16 protein-coding genes are annotated in these 19,554 nt (G+C 67.4%); 13 read left to right on the top strand and 3 right to left on the bottom strand.

Annotation, left to right across the window (positions count from 1 at the left end; translation table 11 throughout):
* Positions 1–319: 319 nt before the first annotated feature.
* From DIE11_RS28025 to DIE11_RS27965, 12 genes are all read left to right on the top strand, one after another.
* Positions 320–2,365, top strand: a complete 2,046-nt coding sequence (locus DIE11_RS28025; protein WP_124628488.1) for a FimV/HubP family polar landmark protein — start codon at positions 320–322, stop codon at positions 2,363–2,365.
* A complete protein-coding gene (truA, locus tag DIE11_RS28020; protein WP_059599546.1) occupies positions 2,365–3,177 on the top strand; it encodes a tRNA pseudouridine(38-40) synthase TruA in 813 nt (270 codons plus the stop codon). The genes DIE11_RS28025 and truA overlap by 1 nt, the downstream gene beginning before the upstream one ends.
* Positions 3,174–3,875 carry a phosphoribosylanthranilate isomerase gene (locus DIE11_RS28015; RefSeq protein WP_124628486.1) on the top strand — a complete coding sequence of 234 codons (702 nt, stop codon included), beginning with the start codon at positions 3,174–3,176 and terminating at the stop codon, positions 3,873–3,875. Before truA ends, DIE11_RS28015 begins: the two co-directional genes overlap by 4 nt.
* Before the next feature lie 55 nt (positions 3,876–3,930).
* Positions 3,931–5,124 carry a tryptophan synthase subunit beta gene (gene trpB, locus DIE11_RS28010; RefSeq protein WP_059599544.1) on the top strand — a complete coding sequence of 398 codons (1,194 nt, stop codon included), beginning with the start codon at positions 3,931–3,933 and terminating at the stop codon, positions 5,122–5,124.
* A 9-nt stretch (positions 5,125–5,133) separates the two neighbouring features.
* On the top strand, positions 5,134–5,985 hold the full coding sequence (locus tag DIE11_RS28005; RefSeq protein WP_059524755.1) for a site-specific DNA-methyltransferase: 852 nt from the start codon (positions 5,134–5,136) through the stop codon (positions 5,983–5,985).
* Positions 5,986–6,073: 88 nt separating this feature from the next.
* On the top strand, positions 6,074–6,889 hold the full coding sequence (gene trpA, locus DIE11_RS28000; protein WP_059599542.1) for a tryptophan synthase subunit alpha: 816 nt from the start codon (positions 6,074–6,076) through the stop codon (positions 6,887–6,889).
* 64 nt (positions 6,890–6,953) lie between these two features.
* A complete protein-coding gene (gene accD, locus DIE11_RS27995) occupies positions 6,954–7,826 on the top strand; it encodes an acetyl-CoA carboxylase, carboxyltransferase subunit beta (RefSeq protein WP_044843820.1) in 873 nt (290 codons plus the stop codon).
* 101 nt (positions 7,827–7,927) lie between these two features.
* Complete coding sequence (gene folC, locus DIE11_RS27990) at positions 7,928–9,238, top strand: bifunctional tetrahydrofolate synthase/dihydrofolate synthase (protein ID WP_059599541.1); 1,311 nt, start codon at positions 7,928–7,930, stop codon at positions 9,236–9,238.
* Between the two features lie 29 nt (positions 9,239–9,267).
* Positions 9,268–10,089 carry an SPOR domain-containing protein gene (locus DIE11_RS27985; RefSeq protein ID WP_124628484.1) on the top strand — a complete coding sequence of 274 codons (822 nt, stop codon included), beginning with the start codon at positions 9,268–9,270 and terminating at the stop codon, positions 10,087–10,089.
* Between the two features lie 6 nt (positions 10,090–10,095).
* The gene (locus DIE11_RS27980; RefSeq protein ID WP_059524763.1) at positions 10,096–10,590 is read left to right on the top strand and encodes a CvpA family protein; all 495 of its coding nucleotides are present in this window, start codon (positions 10,096–10,098) and stop codon (positions 10,588–10,590) included.
* A gap of 51 nt (positions 10,591–10,641) precedes the next feature.
* Entirely contained in the window at positions 10,642–12,174 is a 1,533-nt protein-coding gene (gene purF / locus DIE11_RS27975; protein ID WP_059599539.1) for an amidophosphoribosyltransferase, read from the top strand.
* A 258-nt stretch (positions 12,175–12,432) separates the two neighbouring features.
* The gene (locus tag DIE11_RS27965; protein WP_124628480.1) at positions 12,433–13,623 is read left to right on the top strand and encodes an O-succinylhomoserine sulfhydrylase; all 1,191 of its coding nucleotides are present in this window, start codon (positions 12,433–12,435) and stop codon (positions 13,621–13,623) included.
* A 97-nt stretch (positions 13,624–13,720) separates the two neighbouring features.
* Here DIE11_RS27965 and DIE11_RS27960 read toward each other — a convergent pair whose 3' ends face one another.
* Genes DIE11_RS27960 through DIE11_RS27950 form a run of 3 tightly spaced genes read right to left on the bottom strand, consistent with a single transcriptional unit; the run spans position 13,721 to position 16,828 of the window.
* Positions 13,721–14,695, bottom strand: a complete 975-nt coding sequence (locus DIE11_RS27960) for an NAD-dependent epimerase/dehydratase family protein (RefSeq protein WP_124628478.1) — start codon at positions 14,693–14,695, stop codon at positions 13,721–13,723.
* A complete protein-coding gene (gene gmd, locus DIE11_RS27955; RefSeq protein WP_059524769.1) occupies positions 14,682–15,728 on the bottom strand; it encodes a GDP-mannose 4,6-dehydratase in 1,047 nt (348 codons plus the stop codon). Before gmd ends, DIE11_RS27960 begins: the two co-directional genes overlap by 14 nt.
* 35 nt (positions 15,729–15,763) lie before the next feature.
* The gene (locus tag DIE11_RS27950; RefSeq protein ID WP_124628476.1) at positions 15,764–16,828 is read right to left on the bottom strand and encodes an acyltransferase; all 1,065 of its coding nucleotides are present in this window, start codon (positions 16,826–16,828) and stop codon (positions 15,764–15,766) included.
* A gap of 492 nt (positions 16,829–17,320) precedes the next feature.
* Between DIE11_RS27950 and DIE11_RS27945 the strand changes: the two genes are divergently transcribed.
* Entirely contained in the window at positions 17,321–19,513 is a 2,193-nt protein-coding gene (locus DIE11_RS27945) for a hypothetical protein (protein WP_185633832.1), read from the top strand.
* Positions 19,514–19,554: the final 41 nt, after the last annotated feature.

Below are 19,554 nucleotides of genomic sequence, written 5' to 3'. Positions count from 1 at the left end.
TTTCATTGATTGATGATCCATTTTTGATAAAACTGCCGTGCGCGATTGATGGTGAGGATCGGCGTGGCCGTCGCGCGATTCGCGCGCCGGCGGCGCGGTGCGGGTAACGGTCGCGCCGATGCACCGGCATGGACGGCCGCATCCGCCGGCGACGAATTCGGCCGGAACCCGATCGCGTGAAGTAAACTATGCGGTTACGACGCGCGGAGTCGCCAAAAGCGTCGCGTTCTGCGCGACGCTTTTGCATTTCTGCGGCGATTTTATTGACGCTTCCCTACGCGAATCCGAGCCGCGCCCGCGCGCGGCGATTGAGTCTACGATGTCCCGAATTTCCTTGTTTCCGCGTCAGTCCCGTCTGTCGCGCGCCGTGCGTGGCGCGCTGGCGATCCTGGCACTCGGCGCGGCCGCGTCGGCCTGGGCGACCGGCGCCGTCGAACTGCCGGCTTCCGCCGCAGGCGGTCCCGCGCCGCTTACCGTGACGGTCCAGCCGGGCCAGTCGTTGAACGATCTCGCGAAGGCGGCCACGCAGTCGCACGATCCGGGCGTGCTCGCGCGCGCCGGACGCGCATTGTTCGACGCCAACCCGCAGGCGTTCATGAAGCGCGATCCGAGCCGCCTGAAAGTCGGCGCGACGCTGACGGTGCCGGCGCTCGACGCGACGGGCGCGGCACTCGCGGCGGCCGGTGCTTCCGGTGCATCGGCAGTATCCGCGGTGGCCGCCGCGTCGGGTACGGTCGCGGCTGGGCAGCATGGTGCGTCCGCGCCGCATCCGGGGTCGGCCGCGCAAACGGCGCCGGCCGCACCGGCTGCGCACGCGGCACCGGTCAGCGGTGCAAGCGTCGCGGCGGCGGTCGCGGCAGGGGTGTCGGCTTCGACCGGCGCGTCCGCAGCATCCGCCGCGCATGGCGCGTCGACGGTCGAACCGGTTCAGCCGGCCGCGCCTGCGGCCGGTGCGAGCGGGCCGCACGTGTGGAGCGGCGCGATTCAGTCCGCGACCCCGTCGTCCGCGAGCGATGCCGCCATCCCGCCCGCGCAGGGCGGCCCGGCTCAAGGCATGCACGAACCGTCCGCGGCAGCACCCATCGCGGGCGCATCGCAGCCGCGGCCGTCGAGCCTGCAGCAACTGCTCGCGCTGAAGAACCGCGTGCTGATGGAGCTGCAGAAACACGGCATTGGCAAGCCGGCCGCGACGAACAACGTTGCACCCGCGCCGGCGCCTGCTGCCCCCCGTCCCGCTGCGAATGACGGCGCATCTGCTGCCGCGTCGTCGCCCGCCGCGAGCGAGGCGGCGTCCGGCGTGGCCGCCAGTGCGGCGCAGCCGGCATCGGCATCTGTGCAGCCGGCCGTGCCCGTGGTGGCGACGCCGTCCGTGCGTGGTTCCGAACAGATCGACTGGCGCCCGGCCGCGGCGGCCGGCGCGGCCGTGGTCGTTCTCGCGGCCGGGTTTGCTTGGCGCAAGCGCCGGAAAGCGCAGCGCGCCGATGCGCTCACTCCGGAATCCGGCGGGGCGGCTGCTTCGGATACCAGCGCCTCGTCGTCCGTCGAACCCGTGCCGCCGATTCTTCCCGAGACGCCGGTCGCACGCGACGCAGCCGCCGATGTGAATCTCGTTTCGGCCGCCGCGGTAGCGGCAGAGGTGGCCGAAACGCGCGATCTCGACGTGCCTTCGTCGCCGGAAGCGGCAACGACGCAAGACGATCAAAAGCAAGCGCCTGCCGCGCTGGCGGGCGCTGCAGAGGCGGCACCGCACGACGCGCAGCCCATCGCGGAGACGCCCCCGGGTGAGCCGATCGAAGCACCTGCCGCGCCGGCGACGCACGACGCGCAGCACGCGGCGCTGATGCAGAACGCGATCAGCGCGCTGAACAGCCTCGACATGCCGCTGCCGCCGCGTACGGCGGAAGAGCCGGCCGCCCCGGAAGATCAAGCCGAAAGCGATCGAATCGCAACTAACGGTCAACCCGCGTCGCACCCGCCCGTTGGTGCGAACGATCCGGCACCGGAACACCCGGCCGACCAGGACGACGAGTTCGACTGGGATCCGGATGCGGCAACGCCCGCGCCGCACGCGGGTGGCGCATCCGCGCCGTCGTCGCTGCCGCCGCTCGGCGGCGCGCAGTTCGGTGCGTTGAAACTGGATTTCGATCTCGACCTGCCGTCCGCGCCGGGCGCCGTGCTGCCCGCGCTGACACCGGAGGAGCTTGCGCGCATCGCGCGCAACAAGCTGGATCTCGCATCCGAGTACGTCGAGCTGGGCGACCTATCCGGCGCGCGCACGCTGCTGCAGGAAGTCGTCGATGCGAACGACGCCGCGACGCGCGACGATGCGCGCGCGCTGCTCGCGAAACTGGCGGACGAGGCGTGATGCGGATCGCGCTGGGGATTCAGTACGACGGCGCCGCGTTCTGTGGCTGGCAGGCGCAGCCGCACGGCAAGACCGTGCAGGACGCGCTCGAGCGCGCGCTCGGCGAATTCGCGTGCGTGCCGTTGCATACGACGGTCGCGGGACGGACCGATACGGGCGTGCACGGGCTCGGGCAGGTCGCGCATTTCGACACGGACCTCGACCGCGCGGATTTCTCGTGGGTGCGCGGTACCAACGCGTTCCTGCCGCCGACCGTTTCCGTGCAGTGGGCGAAGCCGATGCCGGACACGTTCCATGCGCGTTTCTCGGCGTTCGAACGCACCTACTACTACGCGCTGTACGTACATCCCGTGCGCTCGCCGATGCTGGCTGGCCGGGCGGGCTGGATCCACACGCCGCTCGACGACGACGCCATGCGCGCCGCCGCCGCGCACCTGATCGGCGAGCATGACTTCTCGTCGTTCCGGTCGTCGGAATGCCAGTCGAAAACGCCGGTCAAACACCTGTACCAGATCGACGTGCGGCGTGCGGGCCACTTCATTCATTTCCGCTTCCGCGCGAACGCGTTCCTTCACCACATGGTGCGCAACCTGATGGGCTGCCTCGTCGCAGTCGGCCGCGGCCGCTACCCGGCGGACTGGCTCGCCGACGTGCTGGCCGGGCGCGACCGCAATCTCGCCGCGCCCACGTTCATGGCCGACGGGCTGTACCTCGCCCATGTCGGCTACCCGGCGGAATTCGCCGTCCCGCCCGCGCAGCTCGGCAGCGTGCCGTGGAGCAGCGTCTGGGCCGACCTGGACCCACAACCATGACGAATCACGCCGTGTCTTCTTCGACTCCCGCCGCGGGTGGCCTCGCACCGCGTACGCGCATCAAGCTGTGCGGCCTGTCGCGGCCCGAGGACGTGCTGCACGCCGCCGCGCTCGGCGCCGACGCGATCGGCCTCGTGTTCTATCCGAAGAGCCCGCGCGCGGTGTCGATCGCGCAGGCAGCCGAGCTTGCACGCCTCGCCCCGCCGTTCGTGTCGGTGGTCGGACTGTTCGTGAACGCGACCGAAGCCGAGATCGACGCGGTCGTGCGCGACGTGCCGCTCACGATGCTGCAATTCCACGGCGACGAGACGCCCGCGCAGTGCGACGCCCTCGGCCGCGCGGCGCGCCTGCCGTGGTTGCGCGCGGTGCGCGTCGGCCCCTCGACGCAGCCGGCCGATTTGGTAGAATCGGCTCTTCATTATTCGAAAGCGCGCGGCCTCCTGTTCGACACCCTGGTGCCGGACTACGGCGGTAGCGGCAAGGTCTTCGATTGGTCACTTATTCCCGCAGAGCTCGCGCATCGGGCCGTTTTGAGTGGTGGCTTGAACGCGCAAAACGTCGGTGATGCGATCCGCCAGTTGCGTCCGTTTGCTGTCGATGTCTCGAGCGGCATCGAAGTGGACGGCGCGAAGGGCGTGAAGGATCACGCCCGGATGGCGGCGTTCGTACGCGCGGTGCGCGAAGCGGACGCCGGGTGATGCAAGCCGGTGCGGCCCCGACAGCGGGGCGCGCCGACCGATCGAGAGTGACACCATGTACAACCTTCCTGATGATCACGGCCACTTCGGCCCGTACGGCGGCGTGTTCGTCGCCGAAACGCTGATTCACGCGCTGGACGAACTGCGCGCGGCGTATGAAAAATTCCGTCATGACCCCGATTTCGTCGCCGAGTACGAGCGGGAACTGAAGTATTTCGTCGGTCGTCCGTCGCCGATCTATCACGCGCAGCGCTGGAGCGAGATGCTCGGCGGCGCGCAGATCTACCTGAAGCGCGAGGACCTGAACCACACCGGTGCGCACAAGATCAACAACGTCATCGGCCAGGCGCTGCTCGCGAAGCGGATGGGCAAGAAGCGCGTGATCGCCGAGACGGGCGCCGGCCAGCACGGCGTCGCGACGGCGACGATCTGCGCGCGCTTCGGGATGGAGTGCATCGTCTACATGGGCGCCGAGGACGTGCGCCGCCAGGCCGCGAACGTCTACCGGATGAAGCTGCTTGGCGCGACGGTCGTGCCGGTCGAATCGGGTTCGCGCACGTTGAAGGACGCGCTGAACGAAGCGATGCGCGACTGGGTCACGAACATCGAAAGCACGTTCTACATCATCGGCACGGTCGCGGGCCCGCACCCGTATCCGGCGATGGTGCGCGACTTCCAGCGCGTGATCGGCGACGAGTGCAAGGTGCAGATGCCGGAACTCGCCGGCCGGCAGCCGGACGCGGTGATTGCGTGCGTCGGCGGCGGCTCGAACGCGATGGGCATCTTCTATCCGTACATCGACGACACGTCGGTGCAGCTGATCGGCGTCGAAGCGGCCGGCGATGGCCTCGACACGGGCCGTCACGCGGCGTCGCTGATCGCCGGCAGCCCCGGCGTGCTGCACGGCAACCGCACGTACCTGCTGCAGGACGACAACGGCCAGATCATCGAGACGCATTCGGTATCGGCCGGGCTCGACTATCCGGGCGTCGGTCCCGAGCACGCATGGCTGAAGGACAGCGGCCGCGCGCAGTATGTCGGCATCACCGACGAAGAGGCACTGAAGGCGTTCCACGACTGCTGCAGGATCGAGGGGATCATCCCCGCGCTCGAGTCGAGTCACGCGATCGCGTACGCCGTGAAGCTCGCGCCGACGTTGTCCAAGGACAAGATCCTGCTCGTCAACCTGTCGGGCCGCGGCGACAAGGACATGCACACGGTCGCCGAGCGATCGGGCATCGCGCTCTGACCCCGACCGATGCGTGACCTGATCGAACAACCGGGCGGCGGCGCCGCGAGCGAAGCGGAGGCGGTGCAGTCTGCCGTCGCCGTGCCGTGCGCGTTGCCGTCCGGGATCGAGCTGCACAACCGCGATTTCATGTCCGAAGCCGCGCGCCTGCCGGATGCGTCGATCGACCTGATCGTCGCCGATCCGCCGTACGGGCTCGGCAAGGACTATGGCAACGACTCGGACAAGCGCTCGGGCGACGATTTTCTCGCGTGGACGCGCGAGTGGCTCGAACTCGCGATCCCGAAGCTCAAGCCGAGCGGGTCGATGTACATCTTCTGCACGTGGCAGTACGCGCCGGAAATCTTCAGCTTCCTGAAGACGAAGCTCACGATGGTCAACGAGATCATCTGGGACCGGCGCGTGCCGAGCATGGGCGGCACGACGCGCCGTTTCACGTCGGTGCACGACAACATCGGCTTTTTCGCGGTTTCCAAGGCGTATTACTTCGATCTCGATCCGGTCCGCATCCCGTACGACGCCGACACGAAGAAGGCCCGCTCGCGCAAGCTGTTCGAAGGCAGCAAGTGGCTGGAGATGGGCTACAACCCGAAGGACGTCTGGTCGGTCTCGCGCCTGCACCGGCAGCACGCGGAGCGCGTCGATCATCCGACCCAGAAGCCGCTGGAAATCATCGAGCGGATGGTGCTCGCAAGCTGCCCGCCGGGCGGCCGCGTGCTCGATCCGTTCATGGGCAGCGGCACGACCGCGGTGGCCTGCGCACGGCAGGGGCGCGACTTCGTCGGCTACGAGATCAACGAAAGTTATTGCGCGATCGCGCACGAGCGCGTGAACGCGCTCGCCACGCCGGCGTGCGCGTGAGTCGCGCCGCCGCTGTGCCGATCGCTGCTTTGCATGGGACCGGAGTAAGCGCTGAAGCGCTAACTCCGGTCGACAAAGGAAAATTGCCATGAATCGTATCCAGCAGACCTTCGCCGCACTCGCCGAACAAGGCCGCAAGGGCCTGATCCCGTTCATCACGGCCGGCGACCCCGATCCCGCGAAAACCGTCGAATTCATGCACGCGCTCGCCGAAGGCGGCGCCGACGTCATCGAGCTCGGCGTGCCGTTCTCGGACCCGATGGCCGACGGCCCGGTGATCCAGCGCTCGTCGGAGCGTGCGCTCGCGCGCGGCGTCACGCTCAAGAGCGTGCTCGCCGACGTGAAGCGCTTCCGCGAGACCGACCAGAAAACCCCCGTCGTGCTGATGGGTTATGCGAACCCGATCGAGCGGATGGGCGTCGACACGTTCGCGACCGAGGCGCAGGCGGCCGGCGTCGACGGCGTGCTCGTCGTCGACTATCCGCCCGAGGAAGCGGGCGTGTTCGCCGAGAAAATGCGCGCCGCGCAGATCGATCCGATCTTCCTGCTCGCGCCGACGTCGACCGACGAACGCATCGCCGACGTGGGCAAGATCGCGAGCGGCTACGTGTACTACGTGTCGCTCAAGGGCGTGACCGGCGCCGGAAATCTGGATGTTTCGAGCATTGCGGGTAAAATCCCGGCCATCAAGTCGCGCGTGCCGGTTCCGGTGGGCGTCGGCTTCGGCATCCGCGACGCCGAAACGGCGCGCGCGGTGGCCGAAGTGTCGGACGCCGTCGTGATCGGCAGCCGGCTGGTGCAACTGCTCGAGAGCGCCGCGCCGGAAGGCGCCGTCGCCGCGCTGAAGACTTTCATCGCCGAGCTGCGCGCCGCCCTGGACGGCGCCGGCAAGACGGCGCGATAAACACAACACAGGAAGCGGGAACGGGCCGGTCGGCCCGCCCCGCCACGGAACAGGAAACCATACGATGAGCTGGCTCGACAAACTGTTGCCGCCGAAGATCAAGCAGACCGACCCGAAAAGCCGCAAGGGCATTCCGGAAGGCCTGTGGGTCAAGTGCCCGTCCTGCGAGGCCGTGCTGTACCGCAACGACGTGGACGCGAACCTGCACGTGTGCCCGAAGTGCGATCACCACATGCGCATCGGTGCGCGCGAGCGTCTCGACGGGCTGCTCGATCCGGAAGGCCGCTATGAAATCGGCCAGGAAATCGTGCCGGTCGACTCGCTGAAGTTCAAGGACAGCCGCAAGTACCCCGATCGTCTGAAGGAAGCGATGGACGAAACGGGCGAGACCGACGCGATGGTCGTGATGGGCGGCGCGATCCATACGCTGCCCGTCGTCGCTGCCTGCTTCGAGTTTTCGTTCATGGGCGGCTCGATGGGCTCGGTCGTCGGCGAGCGTTTCGCGCGCGGCGCGCAGAATGCGCTGGAGCAGCAAGTGCCGTTCATCTGCTTCACGGCGTCGGGCGGCGCACGGATGCAGGAAAGCCTGCTGTCGCTGATGCAGATGGCCAAGACCACCGCGATGCTGACCAAGCTGGCAGAAGCCAAGCTGCCGTTCATCTCGGTGCTGACCGACCCGACGATGGGCGGCGTGTCGGCGAGCTTCGCATTCCTCGGCGACGTCGTGATCGCCGAGCCGAAGGCGCTGATCGGCTTCGCCGGCCCGCGCGTGATCGAGCAGACGGTTCGCGAGAAACTGCCGGAAGGCTTCCAGCGCGCGGAATTCCTGCTGAAGACGGGCGCGATCGACATGATCGTCGACCGCCGCAAGATGCGCGACGAGATCGCGCAATTGCTCGCGCTGCTGCAGCGGCAACCGGCCGACGCGCTGGCCTGATCGGCGCGAGGTTGTGAACACTGCGCGTCGCCTGGCTTCAGCGTCAGGCGGCGCGCTTCGTTTTTTGGCGTAGTGGCGGTCCCCGATCCAGATTTGATCCGATGAGCACTTTTCCCACTCTCGACGCGTGGCTTTCGCATCTCGAACGCGCGCACCCGGTCGGCATCGACATGGGCCTGACCCGCATCGGGCAGGTCAAGGCGGCGCTGCAGCTCGAATTCGCGTGCCCCGTCATCACCGTCGGCGGCACGAACGGCAAGGGCTCGACCTGCGCGTTCCTCGAGACGATCCTCGTGCGCGCGGGCTACAAGGTCGGCTGCCATACGTCGCCGCACCTGCTCGAATTCGGCGAGCGCGCGCGCGTGAACGGCCAGCAGGTCAGCGACGCCGAGCTGCTGCCGCACTTCGAAGCCGTCGAGGCGGCGCGCACGTCGCTGCCCGAGCCCGTGTCCCTCACGTACTTCGAATTCACGACGCTCGCGATCCTGCACCTGTTCGCGTCGCGCGGGCTCGACGCGGTGATCCTCGAAGTCGGCCTCGGCGGCCGGCTCGATGCGGTCAACATCATCGATACCGATTGCGCGATCGTCACGAGCATCGACATCGATCACACCGAATACCTCGGCGACACGCGCGAGAAGATCGCCTTCGAGAAGGCGGGGATCTTCCGTGCCGGCAAGCCGGCGATCTGCGGCGATCCGGCCGCGCCGCAAACGCTGATCGATCACGCCGAAGCGATCGGCGCCGACCTGTGGCTCGTCGGCCGCGATTTCCGCTACGAGGCGCAGGCAGGCGCGGAGCGCCAGCAGTGGAGCTATCTCGGTCGCGAGAAGCGCTACCCGGCGCTCGCGTATCCGGCGCTGCGCGGTGCGAATCAGCTGATCAATGCATCGGCCGCGCTGGCCGCGCTCGAGGCGCTGCGCCCGGTGCTGCCGGTGTCCGCGCAGGACATCCGGCTCGGGCTCGCCAACGTCGAGCTGCCGGGCCGCTTCCAGGTGCTGCCCGGCAAGCCGGCGATCGTGCTGGACGTCGCGCACAACCCGCATGCGGCGGCCGTGCTCGAGCAAAATCTCGGCAACATGGGCTTCTTCCCGTACACGTACGCGGTGTTCGGTGCGATGCACGACAAGGACATCGACGGCGTGTTGCGGCATCTGAAGGGCGAGGTCGACCACTGGTGCGTGACCGATCTGCCGCTGCCGCGCGCGGCGAGCGCGGAGCAGCTCGAAGCCGCGCTGCGCAAGGTTGGCGTGGAGGAGGGGGCCGATTCGAGCGTGACGCGGTTCGCGTCGCCCGCCGAAGCGTTTCGCGATGCACTAAAAAGAGCATCCGAGAATGATAGAATCGTGGTTTTCGGCAGTTTCCATACGGTGGCAGGTGTGATGGCCTACCGGAAATCGCAGCAACACTGACTGACGGGCAGTTTCGGACTCAGCCATTCATGGGAATTTTCTCGTTCGGCAAGAAAGACGACGACGCGCCCCCGCGGCGCGGCGGTCGTACCGGGGCCTCCCGGAACGTGCGCACGGAGCGCACTGAACGCGTCGAGCGACGCACGCGCCGCACCGAGCGTCCGGAATCGGACGCACTGCTCCTCGATCCGACCCTTCCAGAAAAGCAACGCGCCCGCCGGCGTCTCGTCGGCGCGATCGCGCTCGTCGTCGCCGCGGTGATCGTGCTGCCGATGGTGCTCGATTCGCACCCGAAGCCGGTGACGGACGACATCGCGATCGACATCCCGAACCGGCCCGCGCATCAGGCGGTCGCGCCGCGCGACGACGACGCGTCCGACGTGCAGGCGGGCGTCGCGCATGACGAGCCGCCGGCATCCGATGTCGCCGTGGCGGCCGTGCCCGCGCCGGCGGCCAAGGATGCGGCCAAGCCGGCCGCGAAGCCCGATACCACGGCCCCGACGGCCACGGCGAATGTGACGCCGCCGAAGCCCGCTGCGAAGCCGGCCACGGCCGCACCCGCGCCGAAGCCGGCGCCCGCGACGGTCGCGAACGCCGATGCAGCGGCCGACGGCGGCGACGCATCGTCGGCCGGTGCGCGCTTCGCGGTGCAGCTCGGTTCGTTCAAGGACGACACGACGGCCCGTTCGTGGGCCACCAAGTTGAAATCGGCGGGGGTGCCCGCATATGTCGAGCATCGCAAGCAGGCGGACGGCAGCACGGCTACACTGCTGCGTGCCGGCCCGTTCGCGGATCGCGCGGCGGCGTCCGCCGCGATTGCGAAGGTGCGCGAAGCCGGACTCACGCAGTAACGTGCGATGCTGACGGCTTTCGACTACGCTGTATTGGCGGTGATCGCGTTGTCCGCGCTGCGTGGCGCGTGGCGCGGTTTCGTCTCGGAGATTTTCGGGCTGATCGGCTGGATCGCGGCGATTGCGATCGCGGCCCGCTATGTCGGACTGGTGGTGCCATATATCCCGGCGAACTGGCCGGGCGGTGCGCTGACACAGTGGGTGCTGGCGTTCGCGCTGATCGTGATCGGCGTGGTGTTCGTCGCGGGTGTCGCGAACGCGCTGTTGTCGCGGATCGCGCAGGCGACGGGCCTCGGCGGAGTCGATCGCTCGCTGGGCATGATGTTCGGGCTCGTCCGCGGCTGCGTGCTGGTGGTGCTGCTGGTCGCGGCGGCCGGGCTGACCGAATTGCCCAAACAGGATTTCTGGCGCAATGCGCTATTGCGTCCTTTCGCCGAACAGGGCGTGCATGAGCTGAAGCAGCTCCTGCCCGACGGCATGGCCCAGTACGTACGCGTGTGACGACGCGGCCGGGCAGGACGGAACCGATTTTGTCATTCTGAAGGACATGCCATGTGCGGCATCGTAGGCGTTATCTCCCAATCCCCGGTCAATCAGCTGATCTATGACAGCCTGCTGCTGCTGCAGCATCGCGGTCAGGACGCAGCGGGCATCGCGACGGCGGATGGCAGCAATTTCCACATGTACAAGGCGAACGGCATGGTGCGCGACGTGTTCCGCACGCGCAACATGCGCAGCCTGCCCGGCACCTTCGGCATCGGCCAGGTCCGTTATCCGACGGCCGGCTCGGCGTCGAGCGAAGCCGAGGCGCAGCCGTTCTACGTGAACGCGCCGTTCGGGATCATCCTCGCGCACAACGGCAACCTGACGAACTGGGAACAGCTGAAGGACGAGATGTTCCGGATCGACCGCCGGCACATCAACACCAATTCCGACAGCGAAGTGCTGCTCAACGTGTTCGCGCACGAGCTGCAGCTGTCGACGACGGGCCTGGAGCTCGATCCGGCCGCGGTGTTCAAGGCGGTCGCGGGCGTGCATCGCCGCCTGCAGGGCTCGTACGCGATCGTGTCACTGATCGCCGGCTACGGCCTGCTCGCGTTCCGCGATCCGTTCGGCATTCGCCCGCTCTGCATCGGCAAGCTCGAGACCGAACACGGCACCGAGTGGATGGTGGCGTCTGAGTCGGTGGCGGTCGAAGGCATCGGGTTCGAATTCGTGCGCGACGTGCAGCCGGGCGAAGCGATCTTCATCGACAAGGCCGGCAACTTCCACAGCCAGCAGTGCGCGGAGAACCCGACGCTGAATCCGTGCATGTTCGAATACGTGTATCTCGCGCGTCCGGATTCGTGCCTCGACGGCGTGCCCGTCTACAACGTGCGCCTGCGCATGGGCGACTACCTCGCCGAGAAGATCAAGCGCGAGCTGCCGAACGTGCCGATCGACGTCGTGATGCCGATTCCCGACTCGTCGCGTCCGGCCGCGATGCAGGTCGCCGCGAAGCTCGGCGTCGAGTATCGCGAAGGCTTCTTCAAGAACCGCTACGTCGGCCGCACCTTCATCATGCCGGGCCAGGCCGTGCGCAAGAAGTCGGTGCGCCAGAAGCTCAATGCGATGAGCATCGAGTTCAAGGACAAGAACGTGCTGATCGTCGACGACTCGATCGTGCGCGGCACGACCTCGCACGAGATCGTGCAGATGGCGCGCGATGCGGGCGCGAAGTCGGTGATCTTCGCGTCGGCGGCACCGCCCGTGAAGTTCCCGAACGTGTACGGCATCGACATGCCGACGCGCGGCGAGCTGGTTGCCCACGGCCGCACCGACGAGGAAGTCGCGAAGATCATCGGCGCCGACCACCTGATCTACCAGGACGTCGACGACCTGCGCCGCGCGGTGCGCGACATCAACCCGAAGCTCGAGCAATTCGAGGCGTCGTGCTTCGACGGCAACTACATCACCGGCGCCGTGACGCCCGAGTACCTCGATGCGATCGAGCGCGCGCGTCTCGCACCGGCGTCGCAGGCTGATCGCGACACGGCCGGCGATGCCGCGCGTTCGCAGATGAACCTGCAACTGTCGGTCGAGTGATGCAGCCGCACGCTTCCGACGAAGCGTGATAGGATGTCGCCGTGCGTCGATTTGATTCAGCTTGCGGACGCGGGGCGACTTCCCAAAACAGCTAAAGCGAAGGCCGGCGGCAGCCGGCCCGAGTCGATCGCTGTCGTACCGCACCGAAGCCCGCTGATGCCGACGCATAGCGGGCTTTTTGTTTTGGCCTGATTTTGTGGCTGGGTTCGCGCCCGAAGCATGACCTGCGGCGCGACCCTCGAATACGGAAAACGGAACATGGACGACTCCCTCAACTTCGACACGCTCGCCGTGCGCGCGGGCACGTTGCGCAGCAACTTCAACGAGCATTCGGAAGCGCTGTTCCTCACGTCGAGCTTCTGCTTCACGAGCGCGGCCGAGGCGGCCGAGCGCTTCGCGAATTCGGAAGACTATTTCACCTATTCGCGCTTCACGAACCCGACCGTCACCATGTTCCAGGATCGTCTCGCCGCGCTCGAAGGCGGCGAGGCCTGCATCGCGACGGCGTCGGGCATGGCCGCGATCATGTCGGTCGTGATGTCCGCCCTGCAGGCGGGCGATCACCTCGTCAGCTCGCGCAGCCTGTTCGGCTCGACGCTCGGGATGTTCTCGCAGATCTTCAGCAAGTTCGGCATCACGACGACCTTCGTCGATCCGACCGACCTGAACGCATGGCAGGAAGCGGTGCGGCCCGAGACGAAGATGTTCTTCCTCGAAACGCCGTCGAACCCGTTGACCGAACTCGCCGATATCGAGGCGATCGGCAAGATCGCGAAGGCCGCGAACGCGCTGTTCGTCGTCGACAACTGTTTCTGCAGCCCGGTGCTGCAGCAGCCGCTGAAACTCGGCGCGGACGTCGTGATGCACTCGGCGACGAAGTTCCTCGACGGGCAGGGCCGCGTGCTCGGCGGCGCGCTGGTCGGCTCGAAGGAATTCATCATGGGCAAGGTGTTCCCGTTCGTGCGCAGCGCGGGGCCGACGCTGTCGGCGTTCAACGCGTGGGTGCTGCTGAAGGGGATGGAGACGCTGTCGCTGCGCGTCGAGAAGCAGTCGGCGAACGCGCTGGAAATCGCGCGCTGGCTCGATTCGCATCCGGCCGTCGCGCGCGTGTTTTATCCCGGGCTCGAATCGCATCCGCAGCACGAACTCGCGAAGCGCCAGCAGAAGGCGGGCGGCGCGATCGTGTCGTTCGAGCTGAAGGGCGACACGCCGGAGCAGCAGCGCGCGAATGCGTGGCGCGTGATCGACAGCACGAAGCTGATCTCGATCACCGGCAACCTCGGTGACACGCGCACGACGATCACGCATCCGGCGACGACGACGCATGCCCGCATCACGCCGGAAGCGCGTGCGGCCGCGGGGATCACCGAAGGGCTGATCCGCCTCGCGGTCGGCCTGGAAAACGCGGGCGACCTGCGCAACGATCTCGCGCGCGGTCTCGCGGGCTGAGCGCGGCGGCAGGTTACAGGGCCGACATGACGACGGGCCGCTCGATCTGATCGAGCGGCCCGTCGTTTTTTGGCCGGCGCCGCGCGCGTTGACGCAATCAGCCGGCGTGCCCGGCCTGCGCGGGCCGAGGCACGTCACGCATCGCTTCCATCATCCAGCGCAGCGTGTCGTCGAGCGGCGTCACCGGAAGCTCGCCCACCGCGCGCCGCAGCTTGTCGCGCGACCCGCTCAGGCGCTTCACTTCGTTGTGCCGGACGAAACGTGGATCGATCGTCACGTCGATCACGTAGCCGGCGATCCGCGACAGCATCGCCAGCACTTCCTTCAGCGAATACGCGCGCTCCGAGCAGACGTTGAACGTCTCGCCGGCCGGCGCGGTTTCGAGCAGCTTCAGATAGGCGGTCGTCACGTCGCGCACGTCGGAGAAATCGCGGCTCACGTCGAGATTGCCGAGCGAGATGCGCGGCGCATTGCGCGCATAGTGCGACACGAGTTTCGGCAGCAGATACGCCTCGTCCTGGCCGACGCCGGTGTAGTTGAACGGCCGCGCGATCACGATTGGCAGGCGGTCGGCCCACAGCTTCGCCGCGTATTCCATCGCGAGCTTGCTGACCGCGTAGTCGTTCGCGGGGGCGGGTGAGACGGTTTCGTCGAGCACGCCGGCCGTCGAATTGCCATAGATGTTCGCGCTGCTGGCGAGCAGCACCGCCGACGGACGGCGATCGAGACCCGCGAGCGCGGCCAGCAGGTTGCGCGTGCCGACGATGTTGACCGCGTAAGTCTGCGACGGCTCGTCCTGCGCGACGTGTGCGCGCGCAGCCAGATGCACGACCGCATCGGGTCGCGCATCGGTGGCCGCCGCGCGTATCGCCTGCGCGTCGAGCAGGTCGACCGGCAGCAGCGTGCAGTTCGCGAACGCCGGATCGTCCGGCCGCGCCGCGCCGGGCGCCACGGTGCCCCACACGTCGTAGCCGGCCGCCTCGAGGCGCTGCGCCATGTAGCGGCCGGTGAAGCCCGTCAGGCCCGTGACGAATGCCCGGCGCGACGAGCGTCCGGCATCAGTACGTGTCATGGTGACGATTCCGCGTCAGGTCCGCTTCCACCATCATCTGGCAAAGCTGCTCGAGCGTCGTTTCCGGCGCCCAGCCGAGCTTGGATTTGGCCTTGTCCGCGCAGCCGATCAGCAGGTCGACTTCGGCAGGGCGGTAGAACTTCGGATTCACTTCGACGAGCACGTTGCCGTTCGACGCGTCGAGGCCGCGTTCCTGTTCGCCCTTGCCGGTCCATTCGATCTGGTAGCCGGCCGCCGCGAACGCCATCTGCACGAAGTCGCGGACGGTCTCGGTGCGGTTGGTCGCGAGCACGTAGGTGTCGGGCTCGTCGACCTGCAGCATTCGCCACATCCCTTCGACGTATTCGAGCGCGAAGCCCCAGTCGCGCTTGGCGTCGAGGTTGCCGAGCTCGAGTTTGGTCGCCTTGCCGAGCTTGATCTTCGCGACGGTGTCGGTGATCTTGCGCGTGACGAACTCGCGGCCGCGCAGCGGCGATTCGTGGTTGAACAGGATGCCGCTGCAGCCGAACAGGTCGTAGGACTCGCGGTAGTTCACGGTCATCCAGTGCGCGTACAGCTTCGCGACGCCGTACGGGCTGCGCGGGTAGAACGCGGTCGTTTCCGTTTGCGGAATGGCCTGCACCTTGCCGAACATCTCGGACGTCGATGCCTGGTAGAAGCGCGTCTTCGGGCTGACCACGCGGATCGCCTCGAGCAGGTTCAGCGGGCCGATGCCGGTGACCTCGGCGGTCGTCGCCGGCTGATCGAACGACACGCCGACGAAGCTCTGCGCGGCCAGGTTGTACAGCTCGTCGGGCTGCGTGCGTTCGAGCAGCCGCAGGCTCGAGCCAGCATCCGTCAGGTCGTGCTCGACGAGCGACAGGTTCGGGTGCGTATCGACGCCGAGCTCGGCGATACGCCAGAAGTTCACCGAGCTGGTGCGGCGGTAGGTGCCCGTGACTTCGTAGCCCTTGTCGAGCAGCAGCTTGGTCAGGTAGGCGCCGTCCTGCCCGGTGATCCCCGTGATGATGGCCTTCTTGCGAGTTTGGCTCATGGCAATGTCCTGGTCGAATCGATGGATTGAGAAAGTCAGGCTGTCGTGCGCGCGGCGGCGGGCACCGTGGTGCGTGCGGGGCCGCGCGTCAGGCGCCGCTCGAAGCCGTACCAGCTCACGGTGGCGTACGCGAGCGTGATGGCGAGGGCGAGCGCGGCCGTGACGAAGCGGTTCAGATGCAACGGCCACAGCGCGTACAGCACGCTCAGGTGAATCAGGTAGACGGTGTAGCTGACGGTGCCGACGTACACGAGCAGCGGGTTCGTCAGCACGCGCTGCACGAGGCCGCGTCCGCGCAGCGCGATCACGACGATCGACGTGCACAGCAGCAGCGAGATGCTGTAGAGCGCGGCGTTCGACAGCGGCGTGTTCGCCGCGCGGAAACGCGGGAACGACAGGTGCAGCCAGCCGAGGATCGCGAGCGACACGAGCGCGCCGACGATCGCGAGCGGATAGAACGGCTCCAGCGCGCGCCGGTCGCGGCGCAGCACGATCGCGAGCAGCGCACCCGCGGCGAGCAGGTCCATGCGGAACGGCGTCAGGTAGTAAATCGGCCAGAACGAATCGAACCACGGCGTCGCGATCGCGCGCAGCACGGGCGCCGCGACGATCAGCGCGGCGGCGATCCACAGCAGCGCTCGCTCCGAACACCACAGCACGACGAACGGCCAGAAGATGTAGAACTGCTCCTCGACGGCGAGCGACCACAGCACGTTCAGGCTGTCGTGGCCGATGCTGCCGAGCGACAGTCCGATGTTGGTCGAGAAGAACGCGAACCACGGCCAGTGCGGCAGCCAGCTCGCGCCGAACAGCAGCGTCGACACGATCAGCAGCAGCACGTACGGCGGCAGGATCCGGCGCACTCGGCGCGCGTAGAAGTGGCTGAAGTACGACTGTCCACGCGCCTTGCGATCGAGCAGGATGCCGGTGATCAGCAGGCCGCTCAGCACGAAGAACAGGTCGACGCCCATCCATAGCGGCGCCTTCAGCGCGTGCTGGAGGAACACGGCGCCGACGGCGATCGCGCGCAGCCCGTCGAGCTGCACGATGCGGCCGTGTTGCGGCGGGGCGAGGTCGGTGGTGCGCGAAATGCCCGTCATCGCGCCGCTCCTTCGCGACGCGCGGCCGATGCCGCGGCGCGCCGCGCATCCGATGCGTGAACGTAATGCATGCGTTTAAATGAAATATTGAATCGAAATCGATTCTAGGGAAAAGAAATCGGCAAAAAAACGCATGTCATTTATCCGGCTGAAAACATTCGAATGCCGGTTGTTTCAATCGCAACATGAAAGGTTTGCAGGCTACGCGCCCCGGCGCGCGGGCCGGAGCGGCATTTTCTACGGGTCGCCGCGCGAAAGGCGGTCGATATTTCCGCTTTGCCGGGCCAATTTCTCGTTGTTCCGGCTCGATATTTCAGCTCGAAACATCCCCAAATATTTCCAAATTTCTTGTGATTATTTTTGCTTGTAACCTGCATCGCGACGTTTGAAACCTATTTAGCGACAGGGCATCAGGCCAGGCAGCATGCCGCGGCGCCGGTCGCTTCCGTATCGAGTCTGGAGAGCGCATTGCGACGTCTGATTCTGGTTGGCATGACGGTATGCGCGGCGCTGTCCGCGAGCGCCGCACCGGCTGAAACCGTGTTGCCCGCGACCACGTCGTGGATCGGCAACACGTTCGGCTATGGCGACGGCAGCTGGACGCAGATCGACATTCGCGCGATCGCGGTGACACCCGACGGCAAGGTGTATACGAACGCGCCGTGGGACGAGAGCGGCGCCGAGGCGAGCGTCTACCAGGACGGGAAGATGCTCGGTTTCGCCGGCGGCACGCACGGCTGGGGCAACCTCGGCGGCAACGCGGTCGCGGTGAACGGCAAGTATGCGTACGTCGCGATCGGCGTGGGCAACGAGCGCGGCCATCTGCAGTCGCCCGGCATCTGGCCGGACAAGGGCAAGCAGTGGTTCGGCATTTCGCGCCGCACGATCGGCGACATGAAGCAGCCGGCGCCGTTCCGCGCGGCGCCGCAGGTCGCGCCTGGCGGGCGTGCCGATGCCGGTCGCGCGCGGATGGCCGCCAGCTTCATGATGGTCAACGAGGTGCCGGCCCCGGCCCGGTCGGAAGTGGGCGAGGCGAAGGCGGAAGTCGGTGGCCTCGCGGCCGACGACAAGACGCTGTTCGCGACGAATCCGTCGCACGACGCGGTGGACGTGTACGACGCCGAGACGATGCAGAAGAAGGCCACGTGGAGTGCGCACGAGCCGGGCCGCATCGCGCTCGCCGGCGACGGCACGTTGTGGCTGCTCACCGATACGATCGGCGGGCCCGCGCATCTCGTGCACGTGCGTGCGGACGGCCGCAAGCTCGATGACGCGCCGCCGCTGCCGGAAGGTACCGATGCGGTGGACGTGGCGGTCGACGCGAAAGGGCGCGTGCTCGTCGCGGACAACGGGCCGCGCCAGCAGATCCTGATTTTCTCGAAAGGCGGCAAGGGTTATGCGCCGTCGGGCACGCTCGGCGAGCGCGGCGGAATCTTCTCGGGCCCGGTGCCTGGCCGTCCGGGGCCGCAGCGCTTCAACGGGCTGACGGGCGTGGGCGTCGATCGCGCCGGCAACATCTATGTGTCGATGAACGGGACCGGGCCGCGCCACGACACGATCGGCGCGGGGCTCGGCGCGGTGCTGGAAAGCTACACGCCGGACGGCAAGCTCCGCTGGCAGGTGCAGGGGCTGCTGTTCGTCGACGGCGCGTGGCTCGACCCCGCGCGGCCGAACAGCGTGTATACGGGCAACAAGCGCTTCGAGCTCGACCTGTCGAAGCCGCCGGGCCAGGACTGGAAATATGTCGGATTCCTGTCGAACCGCTTCAAGTATCCGGACGACCCCGTGTTCCACACGGACCAGTATCCGGGCATGCCGATGGCGCGGCGCGTCGACGGCCGCACGTTCCTGTACCTGACCGACATGTACGCCGATCACCTGAAGATCTACCGCTTCGATGCGAAGCGCGACGGCGAGGTGGCGATTCCGTCGGGCCTGATCGCGGGCCGCGCGCGGCCGGTCGACAAGGTGCCGAACAAGCCGCCGGGTGGCGACTGGATCTGGCGCGACGCGAACGGCAACGGCCGGCTCGACGAGGACGAGTTCACGACCAACACGACGGGCAAGGCAAAGGCGGGCGGCTGGGGCTGGTGGGTCGACACGAAGGGCGATATCTGGCGCACGAGCGACGTGCGCGGCATACACCGCTTCAGTTACGGCGGCATCGACAAGGCCGGCAACCCGATCTACTCGTACGACAAGGTCACGACCTATCCGATGCCGCAGCCGTTCACGCAGCTGCGCCGCGCGATCTACGAGCCGCAGACGGACACGCTGTACGTGACGGGCTACACGGCCGACGCGCCGCCGCAGCCGGGCATCAACAAGGAAGTCGGCCGCGTGCTGGTGCGCTTCGACAAGTGGTCGACCGGCTCGCCGGTGGTGCGCTACACGGTCGCGCTGCCGTGGCACCTCGACGCGAAGCCGATCCTCGACCTGATCGGCATCACGGTCGAGGGCCGCTACATCTTCACGGTGGAGCCGGTCGGCAAGATCCACGTGTACGACAAGGAAACCGGCAAGGAAGTCGGCGTGATGAGCCCGGGCGCGGAGGTCGGCAAGGCGTCGGGCTGGGTCGACGTGCCGTTCGGCATCAGCGCGTTCCGGCGCGAGAACGGCGAATACCTGGTGTTCGTCGAGGAAGACGCGCGCGGCAAGGTGCTGATGTATCGCTGGAAACCGTGACGGGCGGCGCGCCGTCGTCGTTGGCGTCACACAAGGCAGAA

The organism is Burkholderia sp. Bp9012, assembly GCF_003853825.1.
GTDB lineage: Bacteria > Pseudomonadota > Gammaproteobacteria > Burkholderiales > Burkholderiaceae > Burkholderia > Burkholderia diffusa.
This window is presented reverse-complemented; position numbering and strand designations above follow the sequence as displayed.